The organism is Thioclava sp. DLFJ5-1 (assembly GCF_002020115.1).
GTDB lineage: Bacteria > Pseudomonadota > Alphaproteobacteria > Rhodobacterales > Rhodobacteraceae > Thioclava > Thioclava sediminum.
Map to the genome: position 1 here is coordinate 807,705 of NZ_MPZU01000001.1, position 15,789 is coordinate 823,493.

The following is a 15,789-nucleotide window of genomic DNA, read 5'->3' on the forward strand; positions in this document are numbered from 1 at the left end:
GTAACCATGTCTGCTTTGCTTGGATACGGCCTGTGTTTGGGTGCGACGCTGATCGTGATCGCGGGAGATTTCGTTCTGAAATCCGCCGTTGATAAAGGTCACGCGCTGCATTCGCCGTCTGTCTTCCTAGGTTGCGTGCTTTACGCCGCTTCGGCAGCAGGTTGGTTTCTGGCTATGCGGCATGTGTCGCTGGCACAAACGGGCGTGGCCTCGGCGCTTTTCACATTGATGGCTCTGGTGACGATGGGAGTCGTCCTGTTCGGTGAAAAACTCGCCTTGCGGGAAGTCTTCGGTATCGCGATGGCGGTGGGGTCGATGCTGCTCATGGCGCGCGTCGCGTAAGGGCCGGACGTTTTCGGGGGTGTGGGGCTTTCGAAGCGGATCGGGGCGGTGGGGTCTTCTTGCTCCTCCGCCCCAACCTGCGGTATCTCTTGTTTAGAAAACTACAAGAGAAAGCGAGCAGCATGGCCGACGATCTTCTGACGCCCCAGACCGATTCCTATGACGCCTCCTCGATCGAGGTGCTCGAAGGTCTCGAACCCGTGCGAAAACGCCCCGGCATGTATATCGGCGGCACGGACGAGCGCGCGCTTCATCACATGGTGGCCGAGGTGCTCGACAACTCGATGGACGAAGCGGTGGCCGGTCACGCCAACCGCATCGAGGTCGAACTGCTCGCCGATCATTCCGTCGTCATCCGCGACAACGGGCGCGGCATCCCGATCGACCCGCACCCGAAATTCCCCGGCAAATCCGCGCTGGAAGTCATCCTTTGCACGCTGCATGCGGGCGGCAAATTCTCGGGCGACGCCTACGAGACCTCGGGTGGTCTGCACGGGGTGGGCGCCTCGGTGGTCAACGCGCTGTCGGACCTGATGGTCGTTCAGGTCGCCAAGAACAAGGAGCTGTATGAACAGCGCTTCTCGCGCGGCATCCCCGAAGGTCCGGTGGAGAAGATCGGAGCGGCGCCCAACCGTCGCGGCACCACCGTCACCTTCCATGCCGACGAGCAGATCTTCGGCCACCACCGGTTCAAGCCTGCACGTCTGCTGAAGATGGTGCGCTCGAAAGCGTATCTCTTCTCGGGCGTGGAGATTCGCTGGAAGTCCGAGGTCGACGATGGCGAGACCCCGACCGAGGCGACTTTCCACTTCCCCGGCGGCCTCGCAGATTACCTGACCGAGACGCTGAGCGGCGCGAGCACCTATGCCGACCGCCCCTTCTCGGGCAAGGTGGAGTTCCGCGAGAAGTTCAACGTGCCGGGCTCGGTCGAATGGGCGATCAACTGGACGCCGTCGCGCGACGGCTTCATCCAGTCCTACTGTAACACCGTGCCCACCCCCGAGGGAGGCACCCATGAGGCGGGCTTCTGGTCGGCGATCCTCAAGGGCATCCGCGCCTATGGCGAGCTGGTGAACAACAAGAAGGCCGCGCAGATCACCCGCGACGACCTGATCACAGGCGGCTGTGCGCTGGTCTCGTGCTTCATCCGCGAGCCGGAATTCGTGGGCCAGACCAAGGACCGCCTCGCCACCGTCGAGGCGCAGCGTCTGGTCGAAGGCGCGGTGCGCGACCACTTCGACAACTGGCTGGCCTCGGACACGAAATCCGCCGGTGCGATCCTCGATTTCCTCGTGCTGCGCGCCGAAGAACGCCTCAAGCGTCGGCAGGAGAAAGAGACCCAGCGCAAATCGGCCACCAAGCGGCTGCGCCTGCCCGGCAAGCTGGTCGACTGCTCGGCCACGAACCGTTCGGGCACGGAGCTGTTCATCGTCGAGGGCGACTCGGCAGGCGGCTCGGCCAAGATGGCGCGCGACCGCAAGAACCAGGCGCTGCTGCCCCTGCGCGGCAAGATCCTCAACGTGCTGGGCGCGGCAAGCTCCAAGCTCGGCTCGAACCAGGAGATCAACGATCTGACGCAGGCGCTCGGCGTGGGGCTCGGCACCAAGTTTAACGTCGACGATCTGCGCTACGACAAGATCATCATCATGACCGACGCGGACGTGGACGGAGCCCACATCGCCTCGCTCCTGATGACCTTCTTCTTCACCCAGATGCGCCCGATGATCGACCAGGGGCACCTCTATCTGGCCTGCCCGCCGCTCTATCGCCTGACCCAAGGCGCCAAGCGCGTCTATGTGGCCGATGACGCCGAGAAGGACGCGATGCTGGAGAAAGGTCTGGGCGGCAAAGGCAAGATCGACGTGCAGCGCTTCAAGGGTCTGGGCGAGATGGACGCGAAGGACCTGAAAGAGACCACGATGAACCCCGAGACCCGCAAGCTGATCCGGGTGACGATCCACGACGACGAGCCGAACGAGACCGGCGATCTGGTGGAAAGGTTGATGGGGAAAAAGCCTGAACTGCGGTTCCAGTATATTCAGGAGAACGCGCAGTTCGTGGAGGAGCTGGATGTTTGAGAGCCTCTTGGCGGGCCTTTCAGCTCTAAGACCTTTTGCTTGGCGGACAGCTCTGGCATTTCTCGTTGTTTCTGGTGCAGTCTTATTTCTTCCCGGGAACATTAGAGAAACCTTTGGTTTGGCCAAAATTTTATCAACATCTCGGCCTGCAGTCGGACTGTTGTTTCTTCTGTCGCTTGGTATTTTAGCTGTGGAGGTCTTTGACTGGCTTAAGAAGAGTGTCACCCAGGCCATCGTCAATCGGCGCCACTATCGCTTTTTGAAGCACCACCTCGCCAATCTGTCGAATGACGAGAAACAGATACTTCGTAGTTTCATATCGGAAGATCGTTCGACGGCTGTGTTTCCTCTTTCATCTGGCACCCCAAATTTCTTGGAGGGGAAGAAGATACTAACTCGGTCCTCCCACCTCGGCATTCCCGGGGCAGGCGATCTTTTTGCATTCTCAATCCAGCCAGTAGCTTTGAAGATACTAAGAAAGCACCCGGATTTTCTGGACTGATGTCCGCCCGGGCGACCAGCCCGGGCAGCGCCCGACCCTCCCCCAGGGAGGGCGCATTGGCGACACAGCCCGCAGCCTCCCCGTCCTCCGGGCTTGCAAGATAAACCGCTCAAACCAGACGAGAGCAAAGCGCCCCCTGCGCCGCGACCCGCGGCGCGTTCGCCGCTGAAGGCTTCCACTGGAAGCCTTCCGAGACGCGGCTCACCCCAAGGGTCGGGCGCTGCCCTCGTCTCTCGCCACACGCGCCCGTCCGGCCCTCCGCTCGCGCTCCGGGCGTTCGCCGGGGCGTCCTTCCACTGGAAGGCCGCTAGTCCCGGCTCACCCCTCCTCGCGTGGCACGAAACGGACACGGGCTTGGATCATCTCCGGCGGCGCGATACCAAGGCGCGATACGTCACAACCTTCGGATCCCGACACATGCCCCAGATTTCTTCCCAAAGCCTCAGCGTCACCATCGCCGATCTGGGCGCCGAGATGCAGGGGCTGAGCTATCAGGGGCAGGAACTGCTCTGGGAGGGTGACCCGGCCTGGTGGAGCGGGCAGGCCCCGATCCTGTTTCCCATCGTCGGCCTTCCCGCGCCCGAAGGGGTGACGATCGACGGCACGCCCCACGCAATCCCCAAGCACGGCTTCGCCCGCCGTCTGCCCTTCCGCGTGACCGAGCTGACGCAAAGCCGCTGCTGCCACCTGCTCGAACCCTCGCAGGAGACCGCGGCCTATCCGTTCGATTTCCGGCTCGAGATCGTCCACGAGGTCCTGGGGGCGGAGCTGCGCGTCACCGCCACGGTCAGCAATACGGGCGATCGGGAGATGCCGTTTTCCTTCGGCTTTCACCCCGCGTTCCGCTGGCCGCTGCCCGGCGCGACCGGCCCGCACCGGATCGAGCTGCGCAACGGGGCGGAGCCTGCCTTGGCGCGGCTCGCGGATGGGATGCTGGGGCGCGCGCGGATGCCCTCGCCCTTAACGGCGGGCGCGCTGACCCTCGATCCGGCGCAGTATGAGGACGATGCGATGATCTTCCCCGAAGGCGCGGGCGACGGGCTGCGCTACCGCGCCGACGGGGCGCCGGTGCTCGATTTCCGCTTTTCCAACTTGCCCAATCTCGCGCTGTGGCAGAAACCCGGTGCGCCCTATATCTGCATCGAGCCGTGGCATGGGCTGCCTGCCGCGGAAGGGGCCGGGCCGGAACTGGCCGCGCGGCCCGACAGCATGATCTTGCCCCCCGGCGCGCAGGAGACATTCGCGATGACCCTACAGGTGAGCGGATGATCCCCTACCTCGCCTATGGCTCCAACCTGCTGACCTCGCGGCTTGCCGCGCGCTGCCCCTCGGCGCGCGTGCTCGGGTTGGCGGAGGTTCCCGGACATGCGCTCGATTTCTCGAAACGCGGGCGCGACGGGAGCGCGAAGGCTACGATCACCGAAAGCGACGCGCGCACCCAAGGTGTGCTGTTCGAGATCACGGAGACCGACATCCCCGCGCTCGATGCCGCAGAGGGCGCGGGGCTGCACTACGAGAAGATCGCGCTCACGCTCGAGGATGGCCAGCGCGCCTTCACCTATCGCGCGCTACAGCGACAGGACGGGATCGCACCGTTCGAATGGTATCTCGCGCTGATCCGGGCGGGGCGGCGCGAGCACGGGCTGGGCCTGGACGATCTGGCGGACGTCACGCCGATCCCCGACCCCGAGCCCGACCGCCCCGGATTCATCGCCGCCCGCGAAGCGTTGGTCCGCGCGGGCTATAGAGACTGGCGCGCGGCGCTCTGACCGATCGGGCGCACGGGCATGCCAGGCCCGGTCAGCACGGCGACCCCTGCCCCGACCAGCGACGACAGCTCCGGCCCGTCGCAATCCAAGCCGCCGGTATAGGTGCCGAAAGCGGGCAGGATCAGGTGATCGCGCCCCACCAGAAACGCCCGATACGACCGCCGCGCGATCTGCGCTTTGGGGTGGTAATGGCCCGAGAGGTCCGGCCCGGTGCCTGCAATATGGCGCAGGGTGAGCGGGCCGATTTGCGTCTCTTCCACGGTCCGGCCCAAGCCGATCGGATCATGGTTTCCCGCGATCCATAGCAGTTCGGTCTGGGCCGCGATCCGTGTTAGACGCCCGGCGATCTCGGGCGCGATCTCTCCCGCCGCCGCATCGTCGTCGAACGCATCGCCTAGGCTGATCAGCCGCGAAGGCCGCAGCCGCAGCACCTCGGCCTCCAGCCGGATCACCGTGTCGAGGCTCTCAAAAGGCGGCAGCAACGCGCCCCCGCGCCGCGCCATCCGCTCGGACTTGCCCAAGTGCAGATCGGCCACGATCAGCGCGTCTTCCCCGGGCCAATAGAGCGCGCCCGACGGTTGCGCGATGAACCGTTGCCCCGCGAAGGTGATCTCTCTCATTCCAGCCCCGCCTCGCGCATCATCGCCTGCGCCTCTTCTTCCATCAGCCGCGCCTCGCCCGTGCCGCCGCGAATGCCAACCTGCCCGTGCTCCAACAACAAGGGCGCGGCCAGCGGCGTCACATGCGGGGCGCGGATATGCACGATTCTCTGCCCTTGGGCCAGCATCTCCTCGATCCGCTCGAAATCGACGAGACCGCGGCTCGCCTCCTCGCGGGTGATACGCAGCAGAAGGTGCTCGGGGTCGTAGCGGCGCAGCGTGTCGTAAAGGATATCGGACGAAAACGTCGCCTGTTTGCCCGATTTGCGCTGCCCCGGCAGGTTGCGCTGGATGAGGCCCGCGATCGTCGCGATGGAGCGAAACGCGCGTTTCATCACCGCGTTGCTCTCAAGCCAGTCGCGAAGCCCTTCGCGTAGCCCTTCGGCCGACAGCAACGGCGCGGGGTCTTCGACCGGATCGATCGACCAGATCAGCAGCGCGTAGTCGGTGGCGACAAAACCAAGCGGCCCGAGCCCCGCCTGCTCCATCCGGTGGGTCAGCAGCAGCGCGAGCGTCTGATGCGCGTTGCGCCCCGCAAATCCGTAGAGACAGAAGAAAGCTCGCCCGCCGCGCAGGAAGGTCTCGCAGGTCAGCGTGCCGGGGGCGGGCAGCGTGGAAATCTCACGCTGCAGCGCCAGCCAGTCGCGGGTGTCAGGCGGCAGCTGATCCCAGTCCTCGGGCGTGGCGATCAGGCGCTGCACCCTTTGCGACAGCTCCAGCGAGGTCGCCATCTTCAGCCCCGAGAAGACGGCGATCTTCGGCTCGCGCGTGGCGGCATTCGTCACCTCCACGACCATCTCGCGCAGGCCCTCGTAGCGGACAACCTGCCCGCCGATCAGGAACGTGTCGCCGGGGGTGAGAGACGCGGCGAAGCCTTCCTCAACCTCGCCCAAGGGCGTGCCGCCGCGCCGGGATATGCGGCGGACTTTCAGCTTCTCGGTCTCGGTGATCGTGCCGATATTCATCCGCAGATCGCGGGTCGCGCGGGGATCGCGGAGCTGCCATTTGCCATCACGCTGCAACAGACGCTGCCAGCGGTCATAGGCGCGCAGCGCGTAACCGCCCGTCGCGCAGAACTCGAGACAGGCGTCGAAATCCGCACGTGGCAAATTCGCGTAAGGCCCCGCCCGCCGCACCTCGGCGTAAAGCGCATCCGCCTCGAACGGCCCGGCGCTGGCGGTCAGCAGGATATGCTGGCACAGCACGTCGAGCGGTCCGCGCCAGCGCCGCCCCCCGCCGTCCAGATCGTTCGCGCGCACGGCCTCCAAGGCGGCGGCGCATTCGACGATCTCGAAGCGATTGGCGGGCACTATCCGCGCGCGCGAGGGCTCGTCATAGCGGTGATTGGCGCGCCCGATCCGCTGCACGAGGCGCTTGACGTTCTTCGGCGCGCCGACCTGCAGCACTAGATCGACATCGCCCCAGTCGAGCCCCAGATCGAGCGAGCCGGTGCAGACCACCGCGCGCAGCTCGCCGCTGGCCATCGCCTCCTCGACCTTGTGGCGGGCGTCGCGCGAGAGCGAGCCGTGATGCAGCCCGATCGGCAATGCGTTGTCGTTCACCTCCCAGAGCGCTTGAAAGAACAGCTCCGCCTGGGCCCGTGTGTTGAGGAAGACGAGGCTGAGCCGCGCGTCCTCGATCGCCGCCATCACGTCGCGCGCGGCGTGCCGCCCACCGCCGCCTGCCCAAGGTGCGGGGCGCTCGGTCGGCAGCATCTCGATATCGGGGGGCGGACCGGGATCGGCCATGATCACCCGCGCGCCGCCCATGAAATCGGCCAGCGCATCCGGGGCCTCGACCGTGGCCGAGAGCCCGGTGACGGTCAGGTCGGGCGACAGGCTGCGCAGCCGCGCGACGCCGAGCATCAGCTGATCGCCACGCTTGCTTTCGGCCAGCGCGTGGATTTCATCGAGCACCATCCGCTTGACCCCTGCGAAGATCTTCGGCGCTTCCGGGTAGGACAGCATCAGCGCGAGGCTCTCCGGCGTCGTCAGCAGGATCTGCGGTGGATCGACCCGCTGACGACGACGCTGCGTGGCCGAGGTGTCGCCAGTGCGATCCTCGATCCGCAGGTCCAGCCCGATCTCGTCCACCGGCGCGCGCAGGTTGCGGGCGATATCCTTGGACAGCGCCTTGAGCGGCGAGACATAGAGCGTGTGCAGCCCCTCGTATCCCTCGGCCAGATCGACGAGCGACGGCAGAAACCCCGCCAGCGTCTTGCCGCCCCCGGTCGGCGCGATCAGCAGCGTATCTTCGCGCGCCGACAGCACGTCGAGCTGATGCCTGTGCGGTTGCCAGCCGCGGCTGGCGAACCAGTCGGCGAAGCGTTGCGGCAGGAGGGGCGTGGCGGCGGTGTCAGGCATCGCGTGAAAGGTAGGCGTGAGGAGCGGATGCGCAAGCTTTGCGGCACCTCTTGGCACAGGCGGCCTGCCCGGGCCGCGCCCGCCCCTTCTTTAAAGCAGTCAGCCTTTGCGCCGCGACGCGGCTCTCCTCAACATCTCGCACCATCGCACACCCCACCCGCGCCATCTCGCCACTGTTCATCGGGCGATCCATGTTATATTCAGGCCCGCGACAGGAAATTGCCCGAGTCACCTCGGGCGCGACAGAAACGGAAAACTTATGGCCTTTTATCGTTCCCGTAGATCCACCCATGGCCGCAACATGGCGGGTGCGCGCGGTCTGTGGCGCGCCACCGGCATGACCGATGACGACTTCGGCAAGCCGATCATCGCGGTCGTGAACTCCTTCACCCAATTCGTGCCCGGTCACGTCCACCTCAAGGACCTCGGCCAGATGGTCGCGCGCGAGATCGAGAGCGCGGGCGGCGTTGCGAAGGAATTCAACACCATCGCGGTCGATGACGGGATCGCGATGGGCCATGACGGGATGCTCTATTCGCTGCCCTCGCGCGAAGTGATCGCGGACTCCGTCGAATACATGGTCAACGCGCATTGTGCCGATGCGATGGTCTGCATCTCGAACTGCGACAAGATCACCCCCGGCATGATGATGGCCGCGATGCGCCTGAACATTCCGGTGATCTTCGTTTCCGGCGGCCCGATGGAGGCCGGCAAGGAAGGCGCGGAAATCATCGGTCACGACCTCGATCTGGTCGATGCGATGGTGGCTGCGGCCGACGACAAGTATTCCGACGAGGACGTGCTCGCGATCGAGAAGGCCGCCTGCCCGACCTGCGGGTCGTGCTCGGGCATGTTCACCGCGAACTCGATGAACTGCCTCGCCGAAGCGCTGGGTCTGGCGCTGCCGGGCAATGGCTCGATGCTGGCGACCCATGCCGACCGCAAGGAGCTGTTCCTCGAGGCGGGCCGCAAGATCGTCGAGATCACGCGCCGCCATTACGAGCTGGAAGACAAGGGCCTGCTGCCGCGCGAGATCGCGACGTTTGAAGCCTTCGAGAACGCGATGAGCCTCGATATCGCGATGGGCGGGTCCACCAACACCGTGCTCCACCTGCTGGCGATCGCGCATGAGGGCAAGGTCGACTTCACGATGGAAGACATCGACCGCCTCTCGCGCAAGGTGCCTGTGTTCTGCAAGGTGGCGCCGGCGAAGCAGGACGTCCACATGGAAGACGTCCACCGCGCGGGCGGCATCATGGGCATCCTTGGCGAGATGAACCGCGCCGGTCTGATCCATCAGGACGTGCGCACCGTGCATTCGGAAACGATGGCCGAGGCGCTCTCGAAATGGGACGTGATGGTCGCCAATGACGACGCCACCGATCAGTTCTACCGCGCGGCCCCGGGCGGCGTGCGCACCACGCAGGCCTTCTCGACCGAGAACCGCTACAAGGAGCTCGACCGCGACCGCGAAAACGGCGTGATCCGCACCGCGGAACATGCGTTCTCGCAGGATGGCGGTCTGGCGGTGCTCTACGGCAATATCGCCGAGCAGGGTTGCATCGTGAAAACCGCAGGCGTCGACGACTCGATCCTGAAATTCTCGGGCCCTGCGAAAGTGTTCGAGAGCCAGGACGACGCGGTGTCGGGCATCCTGACCGGCAAGGTTGTCGAGGGCGAGGTGGTCATCATCCGCTACGAGGGCCCGCGCGGCGGTCCGGGGATGCAGGAAATGCTCTACCCGACCTCCTACCTCAAATCGAAGGGCCTCGGCGCGAAATGCGCGCTGCTGACCGACGGGCGGTTCTCGGGCGGCACCTCGGGGCTGTCCATCGGCCATGTCAGCCCGGAAGCGGAAGAAGGCGGCACGATCGGCCTCGTCGAGACGGGCGATATCATCGAGATCGACATCCCGAACCGCACGATCAACCTCGCCGTGGCCGACAATGTGCTGGCCGCGCGGCGTGAGGCGATGGGGCCGCTGCCGTGGAAACCGGCAGAGCCGCGCAAGCGCGCCGTCTCGACCGCGCTCAAGGCCTATGCGCTGTTGGCCAGCTCGGCGGCGAAGGGCGGCGTGCGCATCCTGCCCGAGTGATCGCACCCTCACGCGAATTGGAACGGCCGCCTCTCGGGGCGGCCGTTTTCGTTCAGGCGACATCGCTTTCGGGCAGGCTTTCTTCCCAACCGAGCCGCTTGCGGATCGCATGGGCGAGATAGCTCATCGCCAGGGCTGAGGCGCCGCCCAGCACCGTGCCCGCGACCCGGCCCCATGCGTTCGACAGCGGCGCATCATTGCCCATAGAGACCATCACGACGATCAGCGCGGTCAGGAAGGCCACGAAGGTCGGGTAATGCGCGGGCGGTGCGAACAGGATCGCAGTCACGCCGAAGATCACATAGAGCCCCGGCATCACGACACTGTCCGGCCCGAGCCACAGCACAAGCAGGCTCGCCCCCAGCCCGCCTGCGAGGGTCGCAAGGCTGCGCACCAGCACCCGGTCCCATGTCATGCCGGGACGCGGGCGCAGCATCAACAGCGCCGAGAGCGGCGCCCAGTAGGGGTGATTGATCGAGAAAGCCACTGCGATCCCGTAGGACAAGCCCACCGCGCCCATCGCCTGCAGCCCCTGACCGATCAGCGAGTTGAGCGGCGCAACGCCATCGGGCGGCACTTGCCCGTCGAGCTTCGGCCCCGTCTTCGGTGCGAAGTGTTTCCAGATCACCCGCACCGCCTCTTCCACCGCCAGGACCCAGACCATCGCACCGCCGACGGCAAGCAGCACCGGCCCGGGCGACGGAATGAACTGCACGAGAAAGGTCGAGAGCGAGAAGAACAGCCAGCTTTGCAGAAACAGCCACCACAGGCTCATATCGCGGCGCGAGAGCAGGCCAACGGCGAACGCGCCAAGCAGCATTCCCGGCACGCTCAGCGCGACGCCACCGATCATGACCTTTGCCGCGATCATTCCCGCAAAGATCCCGACCAGTTTGCCCGCAATATCGAGGAAGGTGACCGGCCAGCGCCGATTGCGGATCGACTTGCCCTGCCCTGTCGAGGTGGCGAAGCCCGCGCCAAGCGCCGCGAGTTCCTGCCCCCGCGGCAGATCGAGCGACAGCACGATCGCGACGAGCCCGCTCAGTGCAAGCGCCGCGGGCAAGCCGCGCGACCAGTTCAGCTTCTGAAGTTGCGTAGGGGAGATAGTCACAAATTGCACCGTGTAACACCTTTCGATGCAGGCAAAGCGCCTTACCGACGCGCTGGTTCCCCGCTAGACGCCGATCCGGTCCAGAAGCCCCGCCACTAGTCCGTGATAGCCCGAACCGAACAGGCGCAGATGCACCAGCGCGGGCCAGAGCTGATAGATCGCCCGCCGCGCCTGCCAGCCGGGTTCAAGCGCGCCGTAACCAGCGGCGAATTCCGGCCCCGGCGCGCCAAAAAGGTGGAGCATCGCGAGATCGACCTCGCCGTCGCCGAAATAGCAGGCCGGGTCGATCAGCCCGCTCAGGTGCCCTTGGTCGGCCAGCACGTTGCCCGCCCAGAGATCGCCGTGCAGCAAGGACGGGAACGGGCGTGGCGGCAGATGCTCGTCAATCTGCGCGGCGAGCGTCTCGACCCGGCGGGCGAGTGGCACGGGCAAGGCAGGCAGCGACGGGCGCAGCCGTGCCTCGGCCCAGAACTCAGGCCATGTCGGGTGCGCTGCGTTCGGGATCGGCACCGGGCCGAAGGCGTAATCGTCGGGCCAGCCGTAGGGCGCATCATCCCGTGCCCCCGGCGCGCGATGTTGGCGCCGAAGCATCTCGCCCAGTTCCAGCCACCCCGCGCCCCGCAGCCCACCGCTCTGCGGCAAAGCCTCTATCACGAGGCAGACCCGAGAGACCGCGATCACCTTCGGCACCCGTGCGCCCGCCTCGGCCAGCGCCCGCAGCATCCTCGCCTCGATCTCGGGGTGAGGCCCGCCCTTGGCGATCACCCGCTCTCCGGTCGGCAGGTCTAGCGCCAGCACCGGGCTCAGATCGCCGCCCGCCAGCGGCTCGGCCCGTCGCGGCGTGATTTCCAGCAGGCGCGCGGCCTCTGCCAATATCCGCGCCGTTTCGTCCATGTCGCCCTCCTGTTTTCGGTCGTTTGCCTTTTCTTGCGGCACCACAGGCGAATATCCGCTCTGTACGACAGGATTACGGTTGCGTGACGGGTTCCATCCGGTGCAAATGCCCAATGTTGCCGTCGATCAGCCTCCCCATGGCGGGTCAGTCCTTCGTGCAGCATAGACATTTTGGACGCCTTTGTGCCGAGACAATGCGTGCAGCGCGCTCGGGCCGGAGGATTTGTCCGTTTCTGTCCCTCGGGGGGCAACACGAGACCCTGACGGAGATATCCCCACACTCGTCTCCGTCGGGTAGCAGCCGCCGCGAACCCCTTGCGGCGGCTGCGTTTAGCCCCGGCCCCGATCAGCGCAGGAAGTTGTCGCGCATCAGCGAAACCACCTCATCGGCACGCCCGTTGAGCACCGCCTTCACGCCGAAGAGCGCGGTCGAGCCCACCTGTGCCGGTTTGATCTTCGGCGGCATCACCAGCTCCATCCGGTTCACCTTCACGTCGAGCAGCGCAGGCCCCGGAGCAGCGAGCCAGTCGCGCACCGCGCCTTCGAGGTCGCTCGCGCTCTCGACCCGCATCCCTTCCATGCCGATCGCCCGTGCCATCGCGCCGAAGTCGGGATTGCGCAGCTCGGTGAAGGCGTCGAGCATCCCCTCCACCCGTTGCTCCATCTCCACAAAGCCCAGCGAGGCGTTGTTATAAACCAAGAGCTTCACCGGCAGCTTCTCCTGCACCAGCGTCAGCAAGTCGCCCATCAGCATGGTCATTCCGCCATCGCCGCACATCGCGATCACCTGACGCTCGGGGTATGCCTCCTGAATGCCCAGCGCCTGCGGATAGGCATTGGCCATCGTCCCGTGCAGCAGCGAGGTCAGGAAGCGCCGCGACCCGTTGGCCGAGAGGTGACGCAGCAGCCAGACCATGGGCGAGCCGCCATCCGCAGTGAAGATCGCGTCCTTCGCCGCGAACCGGTCGAGCAGCTCGGTCAGGTGCTGCGGGTGGATAAGGCTCGGGTCGGGTTCTTCCGCGCTATCGAGGTAGCCCTTGAGGTCCTCGGCATAGGCTTTCAGCGCCCGATCAAGATGTTTGCCGGGCTCGCGCAGGACAAGGCGCGGCAGCAGCGCGTCGATCGTGTCGCCGACATCGCCCGCTAGTCCCAGATGGATCGGCGCGCGCCGTCCCAGCCGGGTGGGCTCGATGTCGAGCTGCACGATCTTGGCCTTTCCGGGATAGAACTGCGTATAGGCGAAATCGCTGCCCAGACAGAGGAGTAGGTCGCAATCGCCCATCGCTTCCATACCCGCGCGATTGCCCAGGATCCCGGTCATGCCGACATTGTTGGGCATGTCCGGCTCGATGAACTCCTTCGCGCGCGTGGTATGCGCGACCGGCGCGGCGAGCCGCTCCGAAAGTGCCCGGATCTGGGCCGCTGCCCCGCGCGCGCCGATGCCCGCGTAGATCGTGATCCGTTCGGCCTCGGCGATCATGCCCGCCAGCGCGTCCAGCTCCGCCTCCGACGGGCGCATCACCGGCTGCGGGCGATGCACCGCCCAGTGCAGATCGTCCTTCGCCGTCTCGCGGAACATGTCGCCATTGACGATGACCACCGCGACGCCGCCCTTGGTCAGCGCCGCCTGCGCCGCCTGCGCGGTGATCCGGCGGGCCTGATCGGGATGACTGATCCGCTCGCAGAACACCGATGCCTGTTCATAGACCTTCTTCTGATCGACCTCCTGCGGGAAGCCCAAGCCCTCCTCCGCGCGCTCGATATTCGAGGCGATCAGCACCACGGGCGCCCCATTTCGGTGGCTCTCGAAGATACCGTTCACGAAATGCAGGCTCCCGGGCCCGGTGGTCCCCGCGCAGACCGACAGCTCCCCGGTCATGTAGCTCTCGCCACCCGCCGCAAGCGCGCCGACCTCTTCATGGCGCACATGGACCCAGCTCAGGTCCGAGCGGCGCACCGCATCGGTGAAATGATTGATCGTGTCGCCCACGATCCCGTAGACGCGCTGCGCCCCCGCCGAGACCAGGGTTTCGGCGATGATCTCGGATACGCTCTTGCTCATGTCAGGCCTCTTTCAATTCGGCTTTGTGATGCAGGCTGGTACGCTTGGCATCGAGGTCGATGCGCGGCTTGAAGCTGTCGGCATCGGCCGCTTCCCACCAGTCGGCGTAATCGGTGCTGCCCGGATCGTCGTTGAGAACGCCCGCGGGCAGGAACGGGTAGATCTTGTCGATGGTGCGAGCCTCGCGCACGGCAGTGCGGTGCACGATGTGATGGGGCTGCAGCGCGCTCGGATGCTCCAGCCCGGCGGCTGCGACGATATCGGCAAGCGCCTCCAGCGTCTTGGCATGAAAGCGCGCCGCGCGGGGGCCCTGCACCTCGGGCACGAGGCCGCGCTGACGGCTCTTGTCCTGCGTGGTCACCCCGGTCGGACAGGTGCCCAGATGGCACCGCTGCGCCTGAATGCAGCCGATCGAGAACATGAAGGCCCGCGCGGCATTGCACCAATCCGCCCCGATCGCGAGGTTCTCCGCCAGCCCATAGCCGGAATAGACCTTGCCGGACGCCGCCAGCCGCACCTTGTCCTTCACGCCCGCGCCGACCAGCGCATTGCGCATCAGAACGAGCCCGTCGATCAGCGGCATGCCCACGTGATCCGACAGCTCGAGCGGCGCGGCCCCGGTGCCACCCTCGGCTCCGTCGACGACGATGAAATCGGGATAGATGCCGGTCTTCTGCATCGCCTTCACCACCGCGAAAGCCTCATGCGGCTGACCGATGCACAGCTTGATGCCCACCGGTTTGCCGCCCGAGAGATCACGCATCTTCGCCGCGAATTCCATCATCTGCGCGGGCGTCGAAAACGCCTTGTGGCCGCGCGGCGAGAGGCAATCCTGATGCGCCGGCACCTTGCGGGTCTCGGCAATCTCTTCGGTGACTTTCGCCGCAGGTAGCAACCCGCCATGACCGGGCTTCGCGCCTTGGCTCAGCTTGATCTCGGTCATCTTGACCTGATCGCGGCTGGCCTGATCCTTGAACAGCTCCGGGTCGAAATTCCCCTCATCGTCGCGCGCCCCGAAATAGCCCGAGCCCAGTTCCCAGACGATGTCGCCACCGTGGCTCTGGTGATAGGGCGAGAAGCCCCCCTCGCCCGTGTCGTGGTAGAACCCGCCAAGCTTGGCCCCAAGGTTCAGCGCCTCGACCGCATTGGCCGACAGCGCCCCGAAGGACATGGCCGAGATGTTGAGCACCGACGCCGAATAGGGTTTCGCGCATTGATCGTTGCCGACCGTGATGCGTGGGCTTTTGTCGGGATGCTCGGCGGGTGCGATGGAATGGTTCACCCATTGGTATTCGGCGCCTTCCACATCGCGCTCAGTGCCGAAGGGATGGGTATCGGTCCGGCCCCGCGCGCGGGCATGCACGAGGTTGCGCGCCTCGTAGGGGTAGGGTTTGCCCTCCAGATCGCCCTCGACGATATAGGCGCGCAGGAAAGGCCGCAGATCGTAGGCGAGCCAGCGGATGCGCGCCGCGCCCGGATAGTTGCGCGTGATCGTCCAGTCCTTCTGGAAATAGTCATAAAGGCTGAGCGCCAGTAGCGGCACCGTCAAAAGCAAAAGGATCAGCCACCAAGGGCTGATCCAGACGGCCAGCGCGAGCGCCAGCACAGACATCAAGAGCGAGCTGAGAGGGACGATGTTGCGGATGATGCTGTTCATATCGTCCCTCCCGGCTCTGCATGACTTACACTGTCGCCTTGGCGCCTTTCGGCCCGACGAGCAGCCAGATGATGAAGCCGATAATCGGCAGGATGACGATCAACAGGATCCACAGCACTTTCTTGCCGGTGGATTCGCCCGAGCCAAGGATCGACACGATGGCCCAGATATCGAGGATGAGGACGACGAGGCCCCCGATCATGCTCAGCATAACTTCACTCCTTTATCGGTTTTTTCCGGCACTTACCGGCGTTCCT

General features: G+C 65.6%; 13 protein-coding genes. 6 read left to right on the forward strand and 7 right to left on the reverse strand.

Annotated features, from left to right (window positions below; translation table 11 throughout):
* Nucleotides 1–6 precede the first annotated feature (6 nt).
* The 5 genes from BMI86_RS03925 (at nt 7) to BMI86_RS03945 (ending at nt 4,691) form a co-directional block, all read left to right on the forward strand.
* Entirely contained in the window at nt 7–342 is a 336-nt protein-coding gene (locus tag BMI86_RS03925) for a hypothetical protein (protein WP_078539835.1), read from the forward strand.
* Nucleotides 343–464: 122 nt separating this feature from the next.
* Nucleotides 465–2,420: a DNA topoisomerase IV subunit B gene (parE, locus tag BMI86_RS03930; protein WP_078539836.1), complete on the forward strand. Its 1,956-nt coding sequence runs from the start codon at nt 465–467 to the stop codon at nt 2,418–2,420.
* On the forward strand, nt 2,413–2,922 hold the full coding sequence (locus BMI86_RS03935) for a super-infection exclusion protein B (protein ID WP_078539837.1): 510 nt from the start codon (nt 2,413–2,415) through the stop codon (nt 2,920–2,922). Before parE ends, BMI86_RS03935 begins: the two co-directional genes overlap by 8 nt.
* A 417-nt stretch (nt 2,923–3,339) precedes the next feature.
* A complete protein-coding gene (locus BMI86_RS03940) occupies nt 3,340–4,191 on the forward strand; it encodes an aldose 1-epimerase family protein (protein ID WP_078539838.1) in 852 nt (283 codons plus the stop codon).
* Nucleotides 4,188–4,691 (forward strand): gamma-glutamylcyclotransferase family protein, encoded by a 504-nt coding sequence (locus BMI86_RS03945; protein ID WP_078539839.1) that lies wholly within the window; start codon nt 4,188–4,190, stop codon nt 4,689–4,691. Before BMI86_RS03940 ends, BMI86_RS03945 begins: the two co-directional genes overlap by 4 nt.
* On the opposite strand, the gene pdeM is transcribed toward BMI86_RS03945, so the two are convergent.
* Both pdeM and BMI86_RS03955 read right to left on the reverse strand, forming a co-directional pair.
* Nucleotides 4,664–5,311 (reverse strand): ligase-associated DNA damage response endonuclease PdeM, encoded by a 648-nt coding sequence (gene pdeM / locus BMI86_RS03950; RefSeq protein ID WP_078539840.1) that lies wholly within the window; start codon nt 5,309–5,311, stop codon nt 4,664–4,666. The two genes, BMI86_RS03945 and pdeM, sit on opposite strands and share 28 nt — an antisense overlap.
* The gene (locus tag BMI86_RS03955; RefSeq protein ID WP_078539841.1) at nt 5,308–7,713 is read right to left on the reverse strand and encodes a ligase-associated DNA damage response DEXH box helicase; all 2,406 of its coding nucleotides are present in this window, start codon (nt 7,711–7,713) and stop codon (nt 5,308–5,310) included. Before BMI86_RS03955 ends, pdeM begins: the two co-directional genes overlap by 4 nt.
* Before the next feature lie 259 nt (nt 7,714–7,972).
* Between BMI86_RS03955 and ilvD the strand changes: the two genes are divergently transcribed.
* The gene (gene ilvD / locus BMI86_RS03960; RefSeq protein WP_078519789.1) at nt 7,973–9,808 is read left to right on the forward strand and encodes a dihydroxy-acid dehydratase; all 1,836 of its coding nucleotides are present in this window, start codon (nt 7,973–7,975) and stop codon (nt 9,806–9,808) included.
* 52 nt (nt 9,809–9,860) lie between these two features.
* On the opposite strand, the gene BMI86_RS03965 is transcribed toward ilvD, so the two are convergent.
* From BMI86_RS03965 to BMI86_RS03985, 5 genes are all read right to left on the reverse strand, one after another.
* Nucleotides 9,861–10,919 carry an FUSC family protein gene (locus BMI86_RS03965; protein ID WP_143594674.1) on the reverse strand — a complete coding sequence of 353 codons (1,059 nt, stop codon included), beginning with the start codon at nt 10,917–10,919 and terminating at the stop codon, nt 9,861–9,863.
* A gap of 63 nt (nt 10,920–10,982) precedes the next feature.
* Nucleotides 10,983–11,813: a fructosamine kinase family protein gene (locus BMI86_RS03970; RefSeq protein ID WP_078539843.1), complete on the reverse strand. Its 831-nt coding sequence runs from the start codon at nt 11,811–11,813 to the stop codon at nt 10,983–10,985.
* A gap of 346 nt (nt 11,814–12,159) precedes the next feature.
* Nucleotides 12,160–13,875 carry a thiamine pyrophosphate-dependent enzyme gene (locus BMI86_RS03975; RefSeq protein ID WP_078539844.1) on the reverse strand — a complete coding sequence of 572 codons (1,716 nt, stop codon included), beginning with the start codon at nt 13,873–13,875 and terminating at the stop codon, nt 12,160–12,162.
* Between the two features lies 1 nt (nt 13,876).
* Complete coding sequence (locus tag BMI86_RS03980) at nt 13,877–15,532, reverse strand: FMN-binding glutamate synthase family protein (protein WP_078539845.1); 1,656 nt, start codon at nt 15,530–15,532, stop codon at nt 13,877–13,879.
* 25 nt (nt 15,533–15,557) lie between these two features.
* The gene (locus BMI86_RS03985; RefSeq protein WP_078519794.1) at nt 15,558–15,743 is read right to left on the reverse strand and encodes a PLDc N-terminal domain-containing protein; all 186 of its coding nucleotides are present in this window, start codon (nt 15,741–15,743) and stop codon (nt 15,558–15,560) included.
* Nucleotides 15,744–15,789 lie beyond the last annotated feature (46 nt).